Source organism: Arthrobacter sp. NicSoilB4 (assembly GCF_019977335.1).
Lineage (GTDB): Bacteria > Actinomycetota > Actinomycetes > Actinomycetales > Micrococcaceae > Arthrobacter.
Map to the genome: position 1 here is coordinate 3781297 of NZ_AP024653.1, position 20778 is coordinate 3802074.

General features: G+C 67.3%; 21 protein-coding genes and 1 pseudogene. 10 read left to right on the forward strand and 12 right to left on the reverse strand.

The genetic code is table 11. The annotated features are described in order from the left end of the window. Positions 1 to 72: 72 nt before the first annotated feature. Positions 73 to 1578 carry an amidohydrolase family protein gene (locus LDO13_RS17345; protein WP_224047899.1) on the forward strand — a complete coding sequence of 502 codons (1506 nt, stop codon included), beginning with the start codon at positions 73 to 75 and terminating at the stop codon, positions 1576 to 1578. Positions 1579 to 1583: 5 nt separating this feature from the next. Here the strand turns inward: LDO13_RS17345 and LDO13_RS17350 are convergent, their stop codons facing one another. Next, positions 1584 to 2093 (reverse strand): hypothetical protein, encoded by a 510-nt coding sequence (locus tag LDO13_RS17350; RefSeq protein WP_224047900.1) that lies wholly within the window; start codon positions 2091 to 2093, stop codon positions 1584 to 1586. 155 nt (positions 2094 to 2248) lie between these two features. Here LDO13_RS17350 and LDO13_RS17355 point away from each other — a divergent pair, with 155 nt between their 5' ends. Next, positions 2249 to 3589 (forward strand): HNH endonuclease signature motif containing protein, encoded by a 1341-nt coding sequence (locus LDO13_RS17355; protein WP_224049830.1) that lies wholly within the window; start codon positions 2249 to 2251, stop codon positions 3587 to 3589. A gap of 34 nt (positions 3590 to 3623) precedes the next feature. On the opposite strand, the pseudogene LDO13_RS17360 reads toward LDO13_RS17355, so the two are convergent. Both LDO13_RS17360 and LDO13_RS17365 read right to left on the reverse strand, forming a co-directional pair. Then, positions 3624 to 3767: pseudogene (locus LDO13_RS17360) on the reverse strand (IS481 family transposase); the annotation flags it as partial. A gap of 107 nt (positions 3768 to 3874) precedes the next feature. Continuing rightward, positions 3875 to 4615, reverse strand: a complete 741-nt coding sequence (locus LDO13_RS17365; RefSeq protein ID WP_224047901.1) for an alpha/beta hydrolase — start codon at positions 4613 to 4615, stop codon at positions 3875 to 3877. A gap of 73 nt (positions 4616 to 4688) precedes the next feature. On the opposite strand from LDO13_RS17365, the gene LDO13_RS17370 reads away from it, so the two are divergent. Then, entirely contained in the window at positions 4689 to 5387 is a 699-nt protein-coding gene (locus LDO13_RS17370; protein ID WP_224047902.1) for a WYL domain-containing protein, read from the forward strand. 31 nt (positions 5388 to 5418) lie between these two features. Here the strand turns inward: LDO13_RS17370 and LDO13_RS17375 are convergent, their stop codons facing one another. From LDO13_RS17375 to LDO13_RS17385, 3 genes are all read right to left on the reverse strand, one after another. Beyond that, positions 5419 to 7551, reverse strand: coding sequence for a beta-glucosidase (locus LDO13_RS17375; protein WP_224047903.1), 2133 nt, complete (start codon positions 7549 to 7551; stop codon positions 5419 to 5421). A 154-nt stretch (positions 7552 to 7705) separates the two neighbouring features. Continuing rightward, positions 7706 to 8215: a hypothetical protein gene (locus LDO13_RS17380; RefSeq protein ID WP_224047904.1), complete on the reverse strand. Its 510-nt coding sequence runs from the start codon at positions 8213 to 8215 to the stop codon at positions 7706 to 7708. A 3-nt stretch (positions 8216 to 8218) separates the two neighbouring features. Beyond that, positions 8219 to 9439 carry an exonuclease domain-containing protein gene (locus tag LDO13_RS17385; protein WP_224047905.1) on the reverse strand — a complete coding sequence of 407 codons (1221 nt, stop codon included), beginning with the start codon at positions 9437 to 9439 and terminating at the stop codon, positions 8219 to 8221. Positions 9440 to 10019: 580 nt separating this feature from the next. Between LDO13_RS17385 and LDO13_RS17390 the strand changes: the two genes are divergently transcribed. The 3 genes from LDO13_RS17390 (at position 10020) to LDO13_RS17400 (ending at position 12548) form a co-directional block, all read left to right on the forward strand. After that, the gene (locus LDO13_RS17390; protein WP_224047906.1) at positions 10020 to 10637 is read left to right on the forward strand and encodes a uracil-DNA glycosylase; all 618 of its coding nucleotides are present in this window, start codon (positions 10020 to 10022) and stop codon (positions 10635 to 10637) included. Between the two features lie 193 nt (positions 10638 to 10830). Next, positions 10831 to 11574 (forward strand): glucose 1-dehydrogenase, encoded by a 744-nt coding sequence (locus LDO13_RS17395; RefSeq protein ID WP_224047907.1) that lies wholly within the window; start codon positions 10831 to 10833, stop codon positions 11572 to 11574. A gap of 17 nt (positions 11575 to 11591) precedes the next feature. Continuing rightward, positions 11592 to 12548: an L-lactate dehydrogenase gene (locus LDO13_RS17400; protein WP_224047908.1), complete on the forward strand. Its 957-nt coding sequence runs from the start codon at positions 11592 to 11594 to the stop codon at positions 12546 to 12548. Here LDO13_RS17400 and LDO13_RS17405 read toward each other — a convergent pair. Then, positions 12545 to 13597 carry a cation diffusion facilitator family transporter gene (locus tag LDO13_RS17405; RefSeq protein WP_224047909.1) on the reverse strand — a complete coding sequence of 351 codons (1053 nt, stop codon included), beginning with the start codon at positions 13595 to 13597 and terminating at the stop codon, positions 12545 to 12547. The two genes, LDO13_RS17400 and LDO13_RS17405, sit on opposite strands and share 4 nt — an antisense overlap. Beyond that, positions 13594 to 13929, reverse strand: a complete 336-nt coding sequence (locus LDO13_RS17410; protein WP_224047910.1) for a metalloregulator ArsR/SmtB family transcription factor — start codon at positions 13927 to 13929, stop codon at positions 13594 to 13596. Before LDO13_RS17410 ends, LDO13_RS17405 begins: the two co-directional genes overlap by 4 nt. Before the next feature lie 156 nt (positions 13930 to 14085). On the opposite strand from LDO13_RS17410, the gene LDO13_RS17415 reads away from it, so the two are divergent. From LDO13_RS17415 to LDO13_RS17425, 3 genes are all read left to right on the forward strand, one after another. Next, on the forward strand, positions 14086 to 14571 hold the full coding sequence (locus tag LDO13_RS17415) for a hypothetical protein (RefSeq protein ID WP_224047911.1): 486 nt from the start codon (positions 14086 to 14088) through the stop codon (positions 14569 to 14571). 122 nt (positions 14572 to 14693) lie between these two features. After that, positions 14694 to 15305, forward strand: a complete 612-nt coding sequence (locus LDO13_RS17420) for a DUF305 domain-containing protein (RefSeq protein ID WP_224047912.1) — start codon at positions 14694 to 14696, stop codon at positions 15303 to 15305. Between the two features lie 127 nt (positions 15306 to 15432). After that, positions 15433 to 16749: a GNAT family N-acetyltransferase gene (locus LDO13_RS17425; RefSeq protein ID WP_224047913.1), complete on the forward strand. Its 1317-nt coding sequence runs from the start codon at positions 15433 to 15435 to the stop codon at positions 16747 to 16749. 77 nt (positions 16750 to 16826) lie between these two features. Here the strand turns inward: LDO13_RS17425 and LDO13_RS17430 are convergent, their stop codons facing one another. Genes LDO13_RS17430 through gluQRS form a run of 3 tightly spaced genes read right to left on the reverse strand, consistent with a single transcriptional unit; the run spans position 16827 to position 19411 of the window. Beyond that, the gene (locus tag LDO13_RS17430; protein ID WP_224047914.1) at positions 16827 to 17828 is read right to left on the reverse strand and encodes an NADP-dependent oxidoreductase; all 1002 of its coding nucleotides are present in this window, start codon (positions 17826 to 17828) and stop codon (positions 16827 to 16829) included. Positions 17829 to 17830: 2 nt separating this feature from the next. After that, positions 17831 to 18505, reverse strand: coding sequence for an HD domain-containing protein (locus LDO13_RS17435; RefSeq protein WP_224047915.1), 675 nt, complete (start codon positions 18503 to 18505; stop codon positions 17831 to 17833). 9 nt (positions 18506 to 18514) lie between these two features. After that, entirely contained in the window at positions 18515 to 19411 is an 897-nt protein-coding gene (gene gluQRS, locus LDO13_RS17440) for a tRNA glutamyl-Q(34) synthetase GluQRS (protein ID WP_224047916.1), read from the reverse strand. Between the two features lie 395 nt (positions 19412 to 19806). On the opposite strand from gluQRS, the gene LDO13_RS17445 reads away from it, so the two are divergent. After that, a complete protein-coding gene (locus LDO13_RS17445) occupies positions 19807 to 20265 on the forward strand; it encodes an Lrp/AsnC family transcriptional regulator (protein WP_224047917.1) in 459 nt (152 codons plus the stop codon). Positions 20266 to 20284: 19 nt separating this feature from the next. Here the strand turns inward: LDO13_RS17445 and LDO13_RS17450 are convergent, their stop codons facing one another. Further along, positions 20285 to 20740 carry an Lrp/AsnC family transcriptional regulator gene (locus LDO13_RS17450; RefSeq protein ID WP_224047918.1) on the reverse strand — a complete coding sequence of 152 codons (456 nt, stop codon included), beginning with the start codon at positions 20738 to 20740 and terminating at the stop codon, positions 20285 to 20287. Positions 20741 to 20778: the final 38 nt, after the last annotated feature.

Consider the following 20778-nt stretch of genomic DNA (forward strand, 5'->3'; position numbering starts at 1 on the left):
TTCCCCGGCCCGAACCGGCGCCGCGGCGGGTCCGGATTGGCGCTGCGCGCTCCGGCACCTAGCCTGTTTTATATGTCTGAGACTATTGCCGGCCCCGTGAATGACCTCGTGCTCGCCTCTGCGCGGATCCCCGGCGGGACTGCGCTGTACGACGTGCACGTGGCCGGCGGTGTGGTCTCGCGGCTCGCTCCCGCCGGGACGCCGGGCAACCCTGGAACCCTGGTGGTTGACCTGGACGGCCGGTACGTCATCCCTGGGCTGTGGGATGAGCATGTCCACATGACACAGTGGGCCCTCGCCGCCAACCGGATTGACCTCTCCGGCGCCGCATCGGCGCGTGAGGCAGCCGACGTCGTGCGTTCCCATCTGTCCGGTCCCGGCCTTGCTGAAGAAGCAGGCAACGGCCTGACAGCGGTGGGCGTCGGTTTCCGGGACGCCGTCTGGGCGGATGTTCCCAGCCTTGAACTGCTCGACGGCGTCACCCGCGGCCGGCCAACCGCGCTGCTGAGCCATGACCTGCACTGCGTCTGGCTCAACACAGCGTCGGCTTCCCGGTACGGCGTAGCGGTGGACTCGTCCGGGCTGCTGCGCGAGGAGCAGGCCTTCGAAGTGACCCGCGAGCTGGGCAAACTGCCGGACGCCGTGGTGGACGCGTGGGTGCGGGAGTCGGCGCAGGCGGCGGCCGCACGCGGGATCGTGGGCATTGTCGACTTCGAAATGACGTGGAACAGCGGCGTGTGGCTGCGCCGTCTGGCAGTCGGGTTCGACTCCTTCCGGGTGGACGCCGGCGTCTATCCGCAGGACCTGGACAGGGCCGTTGAGGCGGGGATGCGGACCGGCCTGAAGGTGCCCGGCGGGGCGGGGCTGCTGCGGGTCGGCCCGCTTAAAGTGCTGATCGACGGCTCGCTGAACACCCGCACGGCGTACTGTGTGGACCCGTACCCACACGGCGGCCGCGGAATGCTTACTGTGAGCGAGGCGAAGCTGCTCGACCTGCTGGTCCGTGCACGGGAGTCGGGCTTTGTCCCGGCGGTGCATGCGATCGGCGACGCCGCCAACGAGGTGGCGCTGGATACGTTCGCGGCGGCCGGGATCGCCGGGCGGATTGAGCATGCCCAGTTTGTCCGCAGCCAGGATTTCGCCCGCTTCGGCGAACTGGGCCTGACAGCGAGCGTCCAGCCCGCCCACGCCTTGGATGACCGTGATGCCGCCGATTCCAACTGGGCCGGCCGCACGGACCGGGCGTTCCCGCTGCGCTCCTTGCTGGCTGCCGGGGCAACGCTGGCGCTGGGCTCCGATGCTCCGGTGGCGCCGCTGGAGCCGTGGACCGCAATGTCGGCGGCGACTACCCGGGCGCGGCAGGACGGGCGCGGGCCCTGGCACCCGGAGCAGGCCCTCACCCGGCAGGAGGCCCTGACCGCGTCAACGCGGGGGCGGGGGACGGTCCGGGCCGGGGACCCGGCAGATCTGGTGGTGCTCGACGGCGACCCGCTGGCCGTATCGGACGCTGTTTTCGCGGCGATGCCGGTGTCCGCGACGCTCGTGGCGGGGCGGTTTACGTTCCGGGGCGGGGTGTAGCCGGCCTAGCCGCCCTTGACCCGCGACTGGACGAGGTTGGCGAACGGCAATTGGCCGAACTCCTCCACGAAAGCAGCGTGGTAACCGGCTTCGGCCGTGTTCAGTTGCTCCACTGGGAGCTCTTTCCACGCGATGAGAAGCTGATTGGCGGCGCCGAGCTGCCAGATCAGCCGGCCGTCCCAGTGGCCGGGCGGTTTGCCTTTGCCGAAGTCGACGAACTCCTGGATCTGCCGGCGGAGCCCGCGGTTGCCCTTGCTGCCGGGCCCTGCCTTCCCCACGTATAGGACGTCCGCGCCGTCGACCCATTCGGCGTCGATTGCGTCCGATATCAGGGTGGGGTCCTTCTTCTTGAAGATGCCAGCCGTGCTCTTGGCCAGGAACTGCGGCCGGAAACCCTCGGGCCGCAGCACCACGAAGATCCCCGGTTTCTGCGGGATCCGGTTGATCTCGAGGTCCCCGAGCGCCCGGAAGCCGGTGAATCCGTCCTGCTTCAATGACTGTCTGTTGATCGGCATGGGTTCCTTGGATCGGGCGGGGGCGTTCCTTCAAAGCTTACGGAAGCGCCGGTTCCGCGGCCGCCTTAAATGTCGGAGGTGCCCGATAGTTTGGATTCATGGACGGCAATCAGGGGCCCGACGCAGTGTGGCCAGCAGGCGTGACGGTCGCGGAGATGGCCAGGTCGAAGGCGGCTGCACGGCCTGCGGGTGGGAGCGCCGGGCTGATTGCTGAAATCCGGGCCCTGGAGGATCTCAAGGCTGCCCTGGCTGCCCGTCAGGCACGTCTGTCCGTCGCCTTTGACCTGCTGCAGCGCCGGGAGCAGGTCGACGCCGGGATGCCCGCGGCAGACCTGGGGGCCGGGGTCGCCGCGCAGATCGCCCTCGCCCGGCGGGAATCCCCTGCCAAGGGCGGCCGGCTCCTGGGGTTGGCGAAGGCCCTGGTGACCGAGATGCCGCACGCTTTAGCTGCGTTGGAGGCCGGGCAGCTTACCGAATGGCGCGCCACCCTGCTCGTCCGGGAAACCGCCTGCCTGTCGCCGGAGGACCGGACCGCCGTCGACGAGGAACTCGCCCCCAACACCGGAACGTTCGACGGCGCCGGGGACCGCCGCATCATCGCCGCCGCCCGCGCCGCCGCGTACCGCCGGGACCCCCGCACGGTCACGCAGCGGGCCAGCCACGCCGCCACCGAACGGCACGTCAGTCTCCGCCCGGCCCCGGACACCATGTGCTACCTCACCGCCCTGCTCCCCGTCTCGGCCGGCGTCGCCATGCACGCCGCCCTCACCCGGCACGCCGACACCCTGCGCTCCGCCGGGGACCCCCGGAACCGCGGGCAGCTCATGGCCGATGCCCTCGTCGAACGCACCACCGGCACCCCCGGCGGGATCACCGGCATCGAAATCCAGCTCGTTCTGACCGACCGCACCCTCAACCACGGCGACAGTGAACCCGCCCGCCTCCCCGGCTACGGCATCGTCCCCGCCGGCTGGGCCCGCGAACTGCTCCACAACGCCGGCCAAGACGAGGACCAAGCCCTGAACGTCTGGCTCCGGCGGCTCTACACCGCCCCCGGCACCGGGGAACTGATCGCGATGGACTCCCGCGCCAGACTCTTCCCGCCCGGACTCCGCAGCCTCATCAAAGTCCGGGACAACACCTGCCGCACCCCGTACTGCGACGCCCCCATCCGCCACCTGGACCACATCATCCCCTGGCACCACGGCGGCCAAACCACCCACACCAACGGCGCCGGACTCTGCGAAGCCTGCAACCACACCAAAGAAACCCCCGGCTGGACCGTCAAACCCCGGCCAGGACCACGACACACTATCGAAATCACGACCCCCACCGGCCACACCCACCAATCCACCGCACCACCATTGCCGGGCACCTCGCCGCCGGGCGCAAACACCAGCCACCACCGCCGCTATATCCGGCACCACGCCAAAATCCTTATTCGGGGCAGATCAAGGGCCGACAACCGGTCGTCTACGGCATCGGCCGCTGCCTGAATCCGTCCTGAAACCTGTTGAAGCAGCCACCTGGCTAGCTGGACTGACCGGACACCTTGATCAGTCGTGAGAAGGGCGGCTGGCTGCCACCTGCGGTGTGGGGCCGGTGATGGTTGTATTGGTGCAGCCAGCCATGTAGCTGCCCACGACGCTTAGCCTCGGCGGTATAGCAGCGGGCAACCGGTGGCGTGGTGCTAGAGCAGCGTTTGGGTGTGTCATCAATTCCCTCGGAGACGGAAAGGGGCCAGCCGGATTCGGCTGACCCCTTCAAGTTGTACGTGCAGTTCAGTTGGTTCGAGAAGACGCTGACTGGATGGCCCTGGCGAGGTCGCGGGGACGGCTCCACATGGGCCAATGCCCCGTCGGGAGGTCAATGACGTCGAGGTACTCGATGTTCGCGACTTCGGCAAACATGGCATGGCCTGAGCGGGCCAGCTCCAGCACCTGCGCGCTTGGGATCGAGCAGCACACCAGGGTGGTCCGGACCTTGCGGCGGGCATCGTTTGTGAGCTCGACTGGCTCACGAAGCACGGGGCCGGGCTCGGGGACGGCCCGGGCCCGAAAACGCTCGAGGACCTCTGCGCTCAGGCCTTCGAGGCTCGCCTGCTGTGCGAGGACGTCGAGGGGCGGCAGCGGAAGCTCCTCCAACTCCTCCGGGAAGTCTGGGGCGAAGGCGCTTCCCGTTGCCACAGGGCCGGAGTCGACCCACACCACTCGATGGACAAGCTCAGGGTGTCGGTCGAGGACAAGGCTGACGGGGCCGTTTGCCCCACTGTGAGCGACGAGAGTTGCGGGCTGATCCTCGGAGACTCCGAGTTGAGTGATGACGTCGAGGACCGCTGCGACTTGATCGTCGAGGGTCTTCGCCGCACGCTCGGAATCGTCCCCGTCGAGACCGGGCAGTGTCATCGCGATTGCACGAGAGTGGTCGGTTGTCAGGTGTTCAAGGACTTCATCCCAAGCCCAAGCGCCCAGCCAGTGGCCGGCGATGAGAATGATGGTCGGACTGCTTGTGGTAGTTGTCATGCCACTACCCTCGCAGGCACTACGGACAAGGGTATGTCACTATTTATGTCATGATTTTGTCGGGGTCTGGACTGTGAAGCGAGTCGAACGGCTCCATGCTCTATCCGAGTTGTTGCGCCGCAGCGGCGCGCGGGGGGTTTCCGCCGAACGGTTGGCGAGAGAGTTTGAGGTATCCGTGCGCACAATTAAGCGAGACCTCGATGCGTTAGAGAACAGCGGTACGCCTATATGGTCTCGTCCAGGTCCTGGCGGTGGTTACGGATTGGCTTTAGGCGCGTCCCTGCCGCCTGTCAGCCTGTCCCCAGCGCAGGCCGTGGCGCTCATGGCAGCCATCTCTGCTGCACCCGATGCCCCCTACGCCGATCTGGCAGCAGCAGGTATCCAGAAGATCCTGGACGTCCTCGATCCCAAAACCCGGGCACGAGCCGACGAACTGGCCCACCGCGTCTGGGTCAACGCGCGTCCCTCCTCTTCGCGCGCCATCAAGTCGGCACTGGAGGAGGCGATGGCCGAGCAGCGAGTGGTCCGCATTCGCTATACATCGAGAGACGAGACCACGACCACCCGCCATGTTGAGCCCGTGCTGTTCGCCTCCACGAACGGCCAGTGGTACCTCGTTGGGTGGTGTCAACTGCGCAACGCAATGCGATGGTTCACCGTGTCGCGAATTGAGCAAGCCAGCGTAACCAAGACGGCTTGCGGCGGCCATACCGTCCACGAGGTCGGAGAACCCCCAGCGAACGCCAGACCGGTGCACGGTCGGGGCGAGTGAGTCACTCAATCAACCTCTCCGGTCAGTACAGCTAGCGGCCGAACCAGGCCTCCGTCACGGACACGTCAGCTTCCAGCGTGTAGTCACCGGCCGAGTGTCCGAGCACCAGCCGGTAGCTGCCGCCGGCGGTGTGCCACTGCCCGCGATCCGTGTTGTAGGACGCCAACAGCCGCGGATCAACCTCCAGCGAGACGGTCCGTGATTCACCGGGTTCAAGGTCCACCCGCTCAAAACCAAGCAGCCGCATCCGGGGTCCCTCCGGACCTTCAAGGACGTAGAGCTGGGGCACGTCGGCCCCGCGCCGCGGCCCGGCATTGGTGACAGTAAACTCGGCGCGCACTCCATCGCTGTCCTGAACTGAGAGGTCTGCATAGTCGAAGTTCGTGTAGCTGAGCCCATGGCCGAAGCGGAACAGGGGCTGTTGCCCGGTCCTCGCGAACCAGCGGTACCCGACGTCGGATCCCTCGTTGTAGTTGACCGTCGTCGGGGTCCCCCACGGCGTTCCGAGGCCCGGAAGGTCCGGCCGCGGAGTCTGGTCCAGGCCGGTCGGAAAGGTCAGCGGGAGTTTGCCAGAGGGGTTGGTCACGCCGGCGAGGATTTCGGCGATGGCCTGCCCGCCGCACTGGCCGGGATACCAAGCCGCCAGGACTGCCTTGACCCTCGGCAGCCAGGGCATTGCCACCGGGTTGCCGGTTTCGAGGACGACGACGGTGGCCGTGTTGGCGTCCGCGACGGCTTCGATGACGGCGTCCTGCCCCCACGGCAGGGACAGGTCAGCATTGTCGTACCCCTCGCCCTCCACCCGGATACCGAAGACAATCGCGATGTCGGATCGTCGGGCCAGCAGTGCGGCCTCGGCGGGGCTCATCCCGGGGTCGTATTCGATCTCGGCGTCGGGCAGCAGCTTCTGCAGTTCCGCCAGCGGCGAGGAAGGCAGCAGGTACAGGTTCCGCATGCTGCCCATGATGCCGGGGCCGCCGATGGTGTGGCTTTCGGCGTAGCCGCCGGGCGGCACCACGGCACTCGAACCGGCGCCGATCGGAACTCCGAGCTGGGCATGTCCCCCGATCACCGCGATCTTGAGGGGCACGCCACCCGCTGACGGCACCGTCAGCGGGAGCACGCCGTCGTTCTTCAGCAGGACGATCCCCTGCCGCGCCGTCTCCAGCGCGATGTCGGCGTGGGCGGCGAGGTCGACGTCGGGCGTGCCCTCCCAGCGGTCGATGCCGACGTCGAAGATGGCGTAGAGGATGCGCTGCACCATCTCGGACAGGCGTTCCTTGGGGAAATCTCCCGCCGCGTAGGCCTCGCGCAGCGGGGCGGTGAAGGGCTCCTTCCCCCACATCATGACGTCGATCTGCACGCCGGATTCCTGGTCCTGGCCCTGCAGCGCGAAGTCCCAGCTCGGCGTCGCGCCCCAGTCGGACATCACCCAGCCGGGGAAGCCCCAGGCGCCTTTCAGGATGCCCTGAAGCAGCGTTTTGTTGCCGCCCGCGTAGGTGCCGTTGACCTTGTTGTAGCCCGTCATGACTGAGCCGGGCCGGGCGCGCTCGATGGCGATCTCGAACGCGAGCAGGTCGGATTCCCGGTGCGCGGCCGGGTCGATGACGGCGTCCAGCCAGTGCCGGTTGGTTTCGTTGCAGTTCAGGGAGAAGTGCTTGACCGTGGAGATCACCTGCTCGCCCTGGATGCCCTTGACCGACTCCGCGCCCAGCACACCGGTGAGCCACGGGTCCTCGGACAGGTACTCGAAGTTCCGGCCGTTGCGCGGGTCGCGGTGCAGGTTGAGGCCGCCGGCGAGCTGGACGTTGAGCCCTTTGCTCCGGGCCTCCCTGCCCACCATTTGCCCGGATCGGCGGGCGAGTTCGGGGTTGAAGGTGGCGCCCAGGGCGATCGACGCCGGCAGCGCCGTGGCGGTGTCGCCCTCGCGGTAGCCGGGGTTGGTGACGCCCAGGCTCGCGTCGCTCATGAGCAGCGCGGGGATGCCCAGCCGCGGGATCCCGGGGGTGTAGCCGGCGCTCATCGGGACGCCGTCCGGGATGCGCGGATCCTTCTCCGTGAGCGTCGCGTTGGTGCCCATGACGCTGATGAGGAGTGAGAAGCGCTCCTCATCGGTCAGCTGCGCCTCGACTTCCCGGGCCCGTTCCATCGCTTCTGGGTTCACGCTTTGCCTGCCTTCGGGGTTAGCCCGCGGGCGTATGGGCGCCGCGCCGGGTTGGGGACCTGCGGATGGGTTCCATCATGCCCGTGGCTTTACGGAGGGGCTAGGGATTCTGGTGGTTTTGATGCGGGGCAGCGGGATTCAAGGACGCCGGCGGTTAAGTATCTGTCGAGCGCGCTTGGACCAGGTTGGCGAATGGGAGGCGGCCGTAGTGCTGGCGGAACTCAGCGTGGTACCGCGCTTCCGCCTCATTAACCTCTGACCCCGGCAGGGATTTCCATGCAATGACGAGGGACTGCGACTCAGCCAACTGCCAGATCAGTCGTCCACCCCAGTGACCGACGGGCTTCCCCCTGCCAAAGTCTGCAAACTCCTGAATACGTTTGCGGAGTCCACGTGTGCCCGCGGCTCCCGCACCGGCCTTGCCGATGTAAAGGACGTCTGCTTCATCCACCCATCGGGCTGCCAGAGCGTCTTCAAGGATCGACGGATTCTTCTGTTTGAACCAGCCGCCGGTGCTTTGTTGCAGAAACGCGTGCTGATGCCCCGCAGGCTTCAGGACCGCGTAAATTCCCGGTATGCGTGGGACGTCGTCAAGATCTAGCTCCGCAAACGACTTGAAGCCGATAAAGCCGTCCGCCCGGAGCACTTTTTCATCCATGGCCATCTGCTAGCTGCCCAGCAGAGTGGTCAGGTACGGCTCGCCGACGACAGGAATCCCGTAGCTTCGAGCCTTCTTGGCTTTGCCGGACAAGCTGTCGGGATCTGCCGCGACCAGCAGTTTCACCGCCTTGGTGATCGCCGGATGCGGGACAAACCCGGCAGCTCGCAGATCCGCCTCAATGTCGCTCCGATCCCGCGACATGTCGCCGGTGAGCACGACCTTGTCGCCGGCAGAGAGGACCAGCGACTGGACTGCGGCACCGGTTTCCGCATCCTGCCCGGAGACAGGACCAGCAAGCCCGCGGGTAATGGAGTCCTGGCTGATGTCGAGGAGGGCACCGACGATCCGGAGGTCAGTCTCCTCCTCTGCAGTAACCACTCCGTCGTCCCAGGCTGCTGCGAGCATGGCAATCATGTACTTGATGTGGAGTTCTTCAGCGGTGCTTCGGCTGATCCCCAGAGAATCGGCGAGCGTCACAAGCCCGTCTGCCTCGGACACGGAAATCTGCCGGTCCATAAGTGCGCGGTCAAGCATGGCCAGGTAGGCATTGTGCTCGTCCGGGCCCGCGACTTCGGGCAGGCGGTTCACCAATCGTTCCAGGAAATGTGGCTGCGGCTCAGCTGCAGAGCGGCGGAGGGCCGGTTGACTTCGCTTCGGCTCCACGGCTGGCCAGGACGCAAAGTAGGCCCGGTCCAGGGCGCTAAACCACTCAGGGTTTTCGGCGTCCATCCGGAGGTAGTTGCTTAGCACTTGGGCTGCGGCTTCAGCGTCGTCCCCGGCGCTGTGTGCGTTCTCCAGATTGAGTCCGAAGCTGTCGCAGCAGTCCTTTAAGGAGCGGCCAGCCCCGGGCAGGTAGCGGCGTGCGAGCTTCATCGTGCACAGGCAATCATGGACCTCGAACGGCAGTTCCAGGCCGGCGCGCCCCAGTTCATGCGAGACAAACCGGTAGTCGAAGTGAACGTTGTGCGCAACTAACACGCGTCCGGCCAGCAACTCCATGACGTCATGCGCAATGTCCCCGAAGACAGGGGCGTGGAGGATGTCTGCTGCGCGGATGCCATGGATGTGCTGCGGGCCCAGGTCCCGCTGCGGATTGATCAGCGTCTCCCAGCGGTTGCTGACAGTGCCGTCCGGTTCGACGTGCACGACGGCGATCTCGGCAATGCGGTGACTGCCCGGAAAGAGGCCGGTCGTTTCGACGTCCACCACGGCGAATCCTGCATTCATCTTTTCCCCCAGCTGACTGTTGTTTGTCCGCGGACAAGACTTCCTTCCGCGCTTGGACCAGTTTGCCGCAGGGCTGCGACATTCGAATGGTCGACGACCGCAATACGCAGGATTTTCCGCCCCCGGGCAGCCTAAGTCGGCGACTGGGATGAGACTGGATGGGGGCAGCATTGGCACGTGGACGTCGTGGACTTGGCATTGTGTCAACGACGATCATGCGGAACGTCGCAGCGTCCCGGTACCACCACGGCGACTGAACGTTCACCTTAAACACAAGGCCTGCAGGTACCTTCGCGATCTCGCTATGAGATGGCTCGGACATTTTCATGTCCTGAACGACCCGGCGTAATCAGATGGCTACCTGCAGGCGCTTTAAGCGTACGCCCGGGCCGCGGGCATGGGTAGGGCAAAGGTCCCGGGTTCCGTGACCTTTGCCCTGGACCGCGAACCGCGGTCCGACCTGCGGCCAGCAGGCTGCCCGGCGGCGCCGCAATCCGACGCCAAAAAACGCCGTCCCGGCCAGAAGCGTAGAGTGGAACAAGACGCCTGATTCTGGACGCCGAGTGCTGAGGGAGAAATCGTGACGATTGACTGGGACGAAAAGAAGACCCTGCTGCAGGAACCGAACATCGCGGCCGTAACGCAGCTTTGCGACGAACTGATGGAAAAGAAGCCGGGGTCGGTCGTCCCGTACATCGATCCCGTCCACGACGAGGACGAGTGCCGGATCGTCAGCCTTCACATCGCACCGGGCAAGGGCACCGAATCGGGCTTCGTTTCCCACTTCAACGACGACGAGGCTGCCCGCCGCGCCACCTCCATCTACGAGGCCGTCGAGCTCGACCCCCGCTACGTCATGCCTTGGAACGCCTACCCCTGGGTCCGTGACCCCGAACTGCCGTCCGCGCTCAACGTCCAGGAGAAGACCGACGGCCTGCGGCCCTTCCGCCAGTTCCTGAAGATCAACAGGCGCGTCTCCGCCGTCATCGCCCACGGCGCCGACGCCCACGCCTTCCTGACGCTGTTCGAGAAGACGTACCACTCGTCCCTGAAGAACCGCGGCGTCAAGATCTACAAGGCCACCGCCCTTGGCGGCCGTGCCTTCGCCGTCTCGGCGGCCAAGCAGGAAGAACTGCTGGCCAAGAACGTCGAGGTCTACCAGGACGCCATGCAGCGGGCCGGAATCCAGCACCTCTGACCTGACACCGCACGGACTGTACGACGGCGGCGGCCGCCTGCCGCCGTCGCGCTGTCCGGTTTTAGTGCTGTCCGGTCGACTGTCCGCGTAGGGTCCAACGGCCCTGCCCAAGCCCCGCGGTCCTTGGTGAGCTTGGAGCGGAGCCCGGACGGCCACGTCCCTTGGGCGGCTCGCTCCCGAAAAGGACCCGGCAATGGGACGGTTGGACGGCAAAGTGGCACTGGTCAGCGGCGGCGCCCGGGGCATCGGCGCGGCCATCACCCAACGGTTCCTCGACGAAGGCGCCAAAGTGGTGGCCGGCGATGTGCTGGACGAGGACGGACGGCAATTGGCCGCCCAACTCGGGGACGGCGTCCGCTACGCCCACCTCGACGTGACGAAACCGGCCGACTGGGATGCGGCAGTGAGCGAAGCGGTCACGGCCTTCGGCAGCCTCAGCATCCTGGTCAACAACGCCGGCATTGTGAACTTCGGCCGGATTGACGAGTACCCGCACGAGGACTGGGCCCGGATCATCGACGTGAACCTCACCGGTGTCTTCAACGGCATCAAGGCAGCGGCCCCGGAGACGGCGCGCGCCGGCGGCGCCTCCATCATCAACATCTCCTCGATTGCGGGACTCCGGGGTTACGAGAACCTCTCCGGCTACACTGCGTCGAAGTTCGGCGTCCGCGGCCTGACCAAAAGTGCCGCCCTGGATCTCGGCGGGTCCGGAATCCGGGTGAACTCGGTGCACCCCGGCGTCATCGAAACTCCCATGACCGCGGGCATGACCTTCGACACCGGGCATGTCCCCCTGCACCGGACCGGACAACCCACGGAGATCGCGGACCTGGCGGTGTACCTGGCAGCCGACGAGTCCTCGTTTGTCACAGGAGCCGAGTTCGTGATCGACGGCGGCGAAACGGCCGGCACAGTGGCACCCTCCGCGCCCTGACACGAAAGCAGAAGCCCATGTCGCAGAATCCAGGCTCCAAACTGGCGATTGTCGGCGCTGGCAGCGTGGGCTCGTCCCTCGCCTACGCCGCCCTGATCCGCGGCTCCGCCAGCAGCGTCGCCCTCTTCGACGTCAACACCGCCAAGGCCGAAGCCGAGGTACTCGACCTCGCGCACGGCACCCAGTTCGCCGCCGCAGCCGCGACCATCACCGGCGGCGGGGACATCACCGCGATGGAGGGGGCCGACGTCGTCGTCATCACCGCCGGGGCCAAACAGGCGCAGGGCCAGACGCGCCTCGACCTGGCCAGCACTAACGTCCGCATCCTCGAGCAACTCATGCCGCAACTGCTCAGGCACGCTCCGGACGCCGTCTATGTGCTGGTGACCAACCCCTGCGACGTTCTGACCGTCGCGGCGAAGAAGATCTCCGGGCTGCCGTCGTCGCGCGTTTTCTCCTCGGGCACGGTCCTGGACACGTCCCGGCTGCGCTGGCTGCTGGCGCACAAGGCGGGCGTCTCCCTCACCAGCGTCCACGCCAGCATGGTGGGCGAGCACGGCGACACCGAGTTCCCCATCTGGTCCGGCGCCACGATCGGCCCGGTGCCGATCCGCCAGTGGACGGTCGACGGCGAGCGTGTCTTCACGCCCGAGTACCTCGCCGATACCGCGCGGGAGGTGACGCAGGCCGCCTACAAGGTGATTGCCGGCAAAGGCGCCACCAACTACGCGATCGGCCTTTCCGGCGCCCGGATCGTGGAGGCCCTGCTGCGCTCGGAAAACGCCGTCCTGCCCGTTTCCACGGTCCTGGACGGCCAGTACGGGATCTCCGGGGTGGCGCTGTCACTGCCCAGCATCGTGGGGAACGGCGGGGTCCGCACGGTTCTGGATACGCCCATGGACGACGGCGAACTCGCCGCCCTGCAGCACTCGGCCGAGACACTGCGGCAGAGTCTGGCGACCCTCCGGATCTAGGCGGGGTGGGGCGCCTCGGCCGCGGCGAAGGCGGGCACAATCGTCACCGACCCGACGTGCGGCAGGGCCCGCCGGATGCGGCTTTCCAGATTGGACGTCACCGACGCGAGCTCAACCAGGTGCGCATCCGTCGGGATCGGCACCGTGATCTCAACCTGCAGCCGGTGGCCGGACCAGCGCAGCCGCGGGGTGCCGCCGGCCCTCGAGTGTTCCGCGACGAGTGCCTCGACCCGCTCCGTCAGTTCCGGGTCGACGCCGTCCATCAGCCGCCGCCCGACGTCGCGCACGGTACCCCAGAGCAAGACGCCAATGGCGACGGAAATCAGGAGGCCCACGATCGGGTCCGCCAGCGGGAAACCGAGCCAGATGCCAATCACGCCGGCCACGACGGCGAGCGACGTGAAGCCGTCCGTCCTGGCGTGGACCCCGTCCGCCACCAGGGCGGCGGAGCCGATCCGCCGGCCGATCCGGATCCGATAAATCGCGACGAGTTCGTTGCCGGCGAAGCCCACCAGGCCGGCGGCGAGCACCCAGCCCAGGTTGCTGACCGGCTGGGGTTCGAAGAAGCGGCGGATGGATTCGACGGCGGCCACAACGGCCGAAAGTGCAATCATCGCCACAATGAACAGCCCGGCGAGGTCCTCAGCCCGGCCGTAGCCATAGGTGTACGTCCGGGTGGCCCGGCGGCGGCCCAGCAGGAACGCAATCCATAGCGGCACGGCCGTCAGGGCATCCGAAAAGTTGTGCACGGTGTCGGCCAGGAGCGCCACGGAGCCGCTGACCAGGACAATCACCAGCTGGAACAGTGCGGTGGCACCGAGGCCGAGCAGCGAGAGCTTGACTGCCCGGATACCCTGCGCACTGGCTTCGAGGGCCTCGTCGATGGAATCGGCGGCGTCGTGCGAGTGCGGGACAAAGACGGACTGCAGCCACCCTTTCAGTCCCATGGCGTGGGTGTGGGGGTGGCTGTGGTCATGCGGGTGGTCATGGTCATGCGGGTGGTCATGCGCGTGATCGTGCTTCTCCACGGACTCCGCCGGCCGGTTCATGCGCCGTGCCGTGGGGCTGTGCCGAGCGCGTGCTCCGCCTGGTGGATTGCGTCCATGACGAGCTGGCTGGCGTGGCTGTCCCTCAGCCGGTAATAGACCTTGGTGCCTTCCTGCCGGGTGGCGACCATGCCGCCCAGCCGCATCTTGGCCAGGTGCTGCGACACTGCGGCAGCTGGTTTCCCCACCCTTTCGGCGAGCGCATTGACCGGCAGCTCACCGTTCCCCAGCGCCAGAATCAGCCGGACACGGGTGGCATCGGCCAGCAGTGAGAAGACTTCCACTGCCAGTTCCACGTGCGGGCCCTCAATCTCAACCTGCATATCTGCATTCATATGCAGATAATGCCACACGTGTCGCCTCTGCCGGTAAATTCCCGCCCTGCGCCGCCGGAACACAATTGCGGCCGCAGGCGTTGACAGCAGGTAGCCTGAAGCTTCGTGAAGCTGCCCGGAGACATGACTGCACCACCGCAGGGAAGGAGAACGGCGATGCCCACAGCCACCGCGGCCCGTCCCGCCGCCTTGCTCCGTGGCGCCTTCCTGCTGGCCGGGATCCTCGCCGTGATTCTTGGCCTGCTGGGCATGCATGTCCTCGCCGGCTCCCACGGGATGCATGCCCAGACGGCGCCTTCAGGCAGCACGGCAGCGTCGACAGTTTTGCATTCCGATGCCCAGGTGCACGCCGGCCAGGCGGCTTCCGCGCCGGCGCCGACTACACAAGCGCCAGCTTCGGTGACGGACGGCGGCACCGACGTGCCGCCGTCGTGCGCCTGCCAGGGCGGCTGCGCGGAGAAACAGTCAGTTCACGCCGGCTGCACACCGTCGCCCGCCGGCGCTTCCTTGAGCGCCCCGCAGCCCGGAAGCACGTTCCTTGACGGCGGGTCCTGGACCGCGGCGCGGCCGGATCATCTGGCCGCCTACGCGTATCTGCCCGGGACGCCCACGCCCCGCGACTTGTCCATCAGCCGGACGTAGGAGCGGGCCTGCGCCGTGATGACGCCGGCACACCATCCGCCCCGCGCCCGGCGGCCGCTCCCTGGCTCCCGCGCGCCAGCCACCCGGCTCCGCTGCCGGACCCACGAAGGACACGATTTTCCATGAAGAAGACCCTCACGCTTTCCGCCGCTGCCGTCGCCGCCGCCATTGCACTGGCCGGCTGCTCCACCGGCCCCGCTTCCGGCGGCAGCACTATGCCCGGCATGGACCACAGCACGGGCCATGCCACTCCGGGCTCGAGTGCAGCAACTGCGGCCGAGGACCACAACGGCTCGGACGCGATGTTCGCCCAGGCCATGATTCCGCACCATGCCCAGGCCGTAGAGATGAGCGACATGATCCTGAAGAAGCAGGGCATCGACGCCAGGGTCACCGCGCTGGCAACGAAGATCAAGGCCGCCCAGGCGCCCGAGATCGAAAAGATGACCGGCTGGCTCAAGGACTGGAACGAGCCCACCCAGGCGCCCGGCGGCCACTCAATGACGGGCATGATGAGCGGTGACGACCTCACAAAACTCGACGCAGCCACGGGCACCGAAGCCGCGAAGCTCTTCCTGAGCCAGATGGTTGCGCACCACGAAGGCGCCGTCGAGATGGCGAACGCCGAGGTCCGCTCCGGCCAGAACGCGGACGCTGTCCGGCTGGGCAAGGACATCGCGGCATCCCAGACGGGCGAGATCCAGGAAATGAAAAACCTGCTCGCCGCCCTGTAGCCGTCCGCTGGCCGGTCGCGGGGGCGCCGTAACGCAACGTCCCCGCGACTCCTCGTGGTGCCGGTTCGCATATGCTCAGCAGACAGGCTCACACTGGCTCAGCGACGAACCACCCGGGAGACACCTCATGACCAACTGGCGAATCAGGGATTTCCACTCCGCCGATCTTGACGGCATCCTGCACCTCTGGGAAACCCTCAAGGCCACCAACGTCGAACCGGTCTATGCGCTCTCCGAGGTGCTGGCCTCCTGCGAGAAGGACCACGCCGTCGTCGCGGTCCTGGGCGACCAGGTGGTGGGCGCCGCCGTCGGACGTGCCGCCCACGACCAGGGCTGGATCGTTTTCCTGGCCACCCTCCCCGAGTACCGCGGCCGCGGGATCGGCACCTCGCTGCTGGCCGCCGTCGAGAACCGGATGGCGCCGCACGGGCTGAACAAGCTCTCTGCCCTCATGCCGGAATCCGAGACGCGTGTGGAGGCGTTCCTGGGCCGCGGCTTTGTACTGAAGAAGAACCTGCGCTATTTCGAGCGGCGAATCCCGGTGCAGCGCCAGGAACTCGAGCCGCTCAGCCTGCTTGGCGGCCGGATCCTGGCCCGCGATCTCTGGGAAAACGTCGCCGGCATGCGGAACGAGAAGGAGCTCCTGGAGCGCCGCCTGGTCCTGCCCCTGGCCGAGGCCGACCTCGCCGACGAGTACGGTGTGGTGCCGCCGCGCGCCGTCGTGCTCTTCGGTCCGCCCGGCACCGGCAAGACCACCTTCGCGAAAGCCATCGCTTCCCGCCTCGAGTGGCCGTTCGTGGAGGTTTTCCCCTCCCGGCTGGCCTCCGATCCCAAGGGCCTCGCGGGCGCGCTGCGGGAGACTTTCCTGGAGATCGCCGAGCTGGAGCACGCGGTGGTCTTCATCGACGAGGTGGAGGAGATCGCGTCGCAGCGTTCGGGGGAACCGCCGTCGCCGCTGCAGGGCGTCACCAACGAGCTGCTCAAGATCATCCCGGCCTTCCGCGAGCAGCCCGGCCGCCTGCTGGTGTGCGCCACCAACTTCATCCGCGCCCTCGACACCGCGTTCCTGCGCCACGGCCGCTTTGACTATGTCATCCCCATCGGCCTGCCCGACCGCCAGGCCCGCGAAGCCATGTGGCAGCGCTTCATTCCCGCCACGGTCGTGGACGACGTGGACGTGGAGCTGCTGGTGGACCGGACCGAGGGCTTCTCCCCCGCGGACATCGAATTCGCTGCCCGGAGCGCGTCCCAGCGAGCCCTGGAGAAAGCGGTGTACGACGACGGCGGGCTCGCTTCCAGCGGCAACGCCTCCATCCGCGAGGCCGTCCGGAAAGGCCCCGCGACGCAGGACTACCTCGACGCGATCGCGGACACCCGGACGACCGTCAGCGACGAGGTCCACCAGCAGTTCCTCGAGGACATCGACGCCCTGGGCCGGGTGTAAAAGCCCTAAGGCAACGCGGGGTCAGGTAGCGCCCATGATGGGGCCCGGGATGGGCGCTAAGTGACCCCGCGTTGTTGTCAGAGGGTGACGACGATCTTGCCCTTGGCGTGGCCCTGCTCCAGCGCGGCAAAGGCCTCGGCGATCCGGGCGAACGGATAGCTACTGTCCACGACCGGCTGCAGCTGGCCGGCGTCGACGAGCGCTGCCAGGTAGCGCAGGCCGTCCCCGCTTGGGTGCATAAACAGGTAGCGGTAGCTGGCCTTCGCCTTGCGGGCACGCCCGCGGATGCCCAGGCTCATGACCCAGAACACTGCAGTGATCCAAGGCGGCGCGTCAAGGTCCTTCGTCGCGGTGAGTGGCTCCGGAACCCCGGCGATGGAGACCACCCGCCCGCCCGGACGGAGGATGCGGAAGGATTTCTTGAGCGTTGCGCCGCCTACCAGGTCCAGCACGGCGTCGAAATCGCGCAGCACCCCGGCGAAGTCCTCCCGGGTGTAGTCGATGACTCGGTCCGCGCCCAGCCGCCGCACCAGGGCCTCCCCTCGGGCCGAGGCCGTAGCCGTGACCACGGCGCCCAAATGCTTGGCGAGCTGGATGGCCAGGGTCCCCACGCCCCCTGCACCGCCGGAGATGAAGAGCCTGGTACCGGGTCCGACGGCGAGTTCGTCGCGGAGGGCCTGCAGCGCGGTCAGCCCGGCCAGCGGCAGGCCCGCGGCATCGGCGAAGCCAAGTGAGGCCGGCATGGCGGCCACCAATTCCTGCTGCACGCACACCAGCTCGGCGAAGGCACCCAGCCTGCGCTTGTCCACGCGGGCGTAGACGCGGTCCCCGATGGCGAAGCGGCTGGGCCCGGGCCCGACTGCCTCGACCGTTCCGGCAAGTTCACAGCCAGCGACGATCGGCAGCCGGAAGTGGCTGATGGGACGGAGCGCGCCCTGACGGAGCTTGAAGTCGACGGGGTTCAGGCCCGCCGCGGCGACCCTGATCCTGACATCGCCCGGGCCGGGCCGGGGAGCCGGAACGTCCCGGAGCTCCATGGCGCCCGGCCCGCCGTAACGAGTAAGGACATAGGCACGCATGCTCAGTCCGGGGCGGGCTCAGTTTCGTCGGCAGGACTCCCGCCGGGTGCAGCCGCCCCCGCTCCTGCCGGGGCGTCGTCGTAGGAGAGGTTCTCGTAGTCAGTGTCGTCCGCTTCGTCGAGCATGTCGTCGAGTTCCTCCAGCAGCCACGGGTTGATCCGGGCCAGGATCTTCCGGGTTTCCTCCACCGGAACCGCGGCGTACAGCACCGGGCGGGCGTCGTTGTAGCGGGTGACCGGCGGCTTGTCCGGCCACTTCTCGGCCAGCGCCTTGACGCGCTCCGGGAGGGAATTGTGCGCGTTGTCGGCGATCTTCACCAGGGTGGCGTCGTGGTCCTCGGCGATGTAGCGGATGCCGGCCTGGTAATCGTCCGGGTTCTCGTGCAGGCGCTTGGTGACGCGCTCGATGATGTCCACGGCCCGCTCGGAGACACCCATGTCCAGCAGCGCCTGCCGGGTCATTGGAGTGTCCTCGGCAATGTCGTGCAGGTACCCGGCGATCCGGATGTCGTCGTCGAAGTCCGCCAGGGCATCCCCGACGGCGATCACGTGGTCACGGTAGGGGCGCTTGAGCTTGTCCTTCTGCCGGTTGTGGGCCACCTCGGCGAGGACCTTGGCCGTCTCGACGGTAAAACTCGGCTGCGGGCTGCGCGCTTCGATGAACTCTGGTTCTGACATGCTTCCAGCCTACGCGTGCGGCCCGCCCAGCCCGGGCCATACCCACGGATCCCGGGGCAGCGCGGCGGGGTCGAACACAGCAAGTGCGTGCTCGAGCGGCCCGTCGGGCAACCCCAGGGAGGCGAGCAGCGCGTCCCGCACCTCATCCGCAGGAATCCCGGCCGCCGCGAGGTCGGTGAGCGTGACGGCACCGTCGCGTTTGGCCAGCCGGGCGCCGTCGGCGTTCAGCACCAAGGGAACATGCGCATATTCCGGAACGGGCATATTCAAGAGGGAGGCAAGGTAGGCCTGTCGGGGCGTGGAGGGCAGCAGGTCGTCGCCGCGGACCACCTGGTCGATGCCCTGGGCGGCGTCGTCCACGACTACGGCGAGGTTGTAGGCCGTCACGCCGTCGTTGCGGCGGAGCACAAAGTCATCCACCATACCGGTGTAGCTGCCGTGCAGCACGTCCTGCACCGCCGCCTCCGTGACGGCCGACCGGAGCCGGACCGCCGCAGGCCTGACGGAACGCTTCGCCTCACGTTCGGCCGCGGACAGGTCGCGGCATGTGCCGGGGTAAGCCCCCTGTGGGGCATGCGGCGCGGAGGGAGCCTCCTGGATTTCGCGCCGTGTGCAGTAGCACTCGTACGTGAGACCCGCCGCTTCCAGCCGGGCGATCGCGTCCGCGTAGAGGGGTCCGCGGTCGGTCTGGCGGACCACTCCCCCGTCCCACGTCACGCCGACGGCGGCGAGATCGCGGAGCTGCTCCGCCTCCGCGCCGGCCCGGGCCCGGTCCAGGTCCTCGACGCGCATCAGGAACCGCCGGCCGGTGGACCGGGCGAAGAGCCAGGCGAGGATCGCCGTGCGGAGGTTGCCGACATGGAGTTCACCGGAGGGGCTGGGGGCGAAGCGGCCGGCAGACGTCATGCCACCAGCCTATGCGCAGCAACACAAGAGCCCCTCAGCTACCGATGACTTCGGGAAAACCGACGTCGGTGGCTCAGGGGCTCTTGCCGTGCCGGGCCCGGGGCGTTGCTCCGGGCCATGGCACTGCGAATCGGGGGAACTGCTGTTGCGGCACTTTGTGCAGAAAGACGATGGTGTGAACAAGAGTCAATCAGCGGGCGGGTTCCTTGCGGGAAGCCTCATCCAAGGTCCGGGTGGTGTGCCGGGGTACTTGTAGCCTGTCGGGATCCGGCGGTGGCCGGCGTCCCTTTGTTGTCACTATTTCAACAGAAGCCATACAGTAGGCGCAATGGACTTAGGTTGAACTGGTCAATCTGATCAAGTCTGGCCGCAGCGACGTACAGGGAGTAGTCACATTGCAGGAACTTGATTCGACGGACCGGCGAATTCTCCTCGCCCTCGACGAAGATCCCCGGCTGCCGATCATGGTGCTGGCCCAGAAACTGGGGCTGGCGCGCGGCACGGTGCAGTCGCGCCTGGAGCGGATGACGGCGTCAGGCGCCCTGCGTGCCAACAGCAGCCGGGTGCTGCCCTCGGCGCTGGGCCGGGGCGTGGCGGCGTCAGTCAGCGCCGAACTGGACCAGAGCCACCTGAATGAGGCGATCGCCGCGCTGCGGAACATCCCGGAGGTCCTCGAGTGCCACGCCCCCGCTGGCGAGACTGACCTGCTCATTCGGGTGGTGGCGAAGAGCCCGGACGATCTGTACCGCGTTTCCGAGGAAATCCGGCTCTGCCCGGGAATTGTGCGGACCTCCACCAGCATGTTCCTCCGCGAGGTCATCCCCTACCGGACCACGGGGCTGCTGGGTTCCTGAAGCCTCCGCGGTTCCTCGGCTAGACGGGCGGGCCGATATTGGTCTTCAGGTTCTTCATCACCAGGGTCGAGGTGAGCCGCTCGACGCCGGGCAGCGAGGTCAGCTCGCTGTCGTAGAAGCGCTGGTAGGCGGGCAGGTCCTCGGCGATGACTTTCAGCAAGTAGTCGGGGGAACCGAACAATCGCTGTGCCTCCACGATATTCGGGTTGTCCGCCACGCGGTTCTCGAAGATCTCCATCGTTGCCCGGTCCACCTGGCGCAGCGTAACGAACACGATCGCCTCAAACCCCAGCCCGACGGCGGCAGGATCGATGTCCGCCCGGTAGCCGCGGATGACGCCGGATGCCTCCAGGTCGCGGAGCCGCCGGTGGCAGGGCGCCACGGTCAATCCCACCTTGGCGGCGAGTGCCGTGGCCGTCATACGGCCGTCCTCTTTGAGGTAGCGCAAAATACTTCTGTCCAAATGGTCAACCACGCAATAATCTTACCCGTTCAGGGCATTTTTCCGCGAAA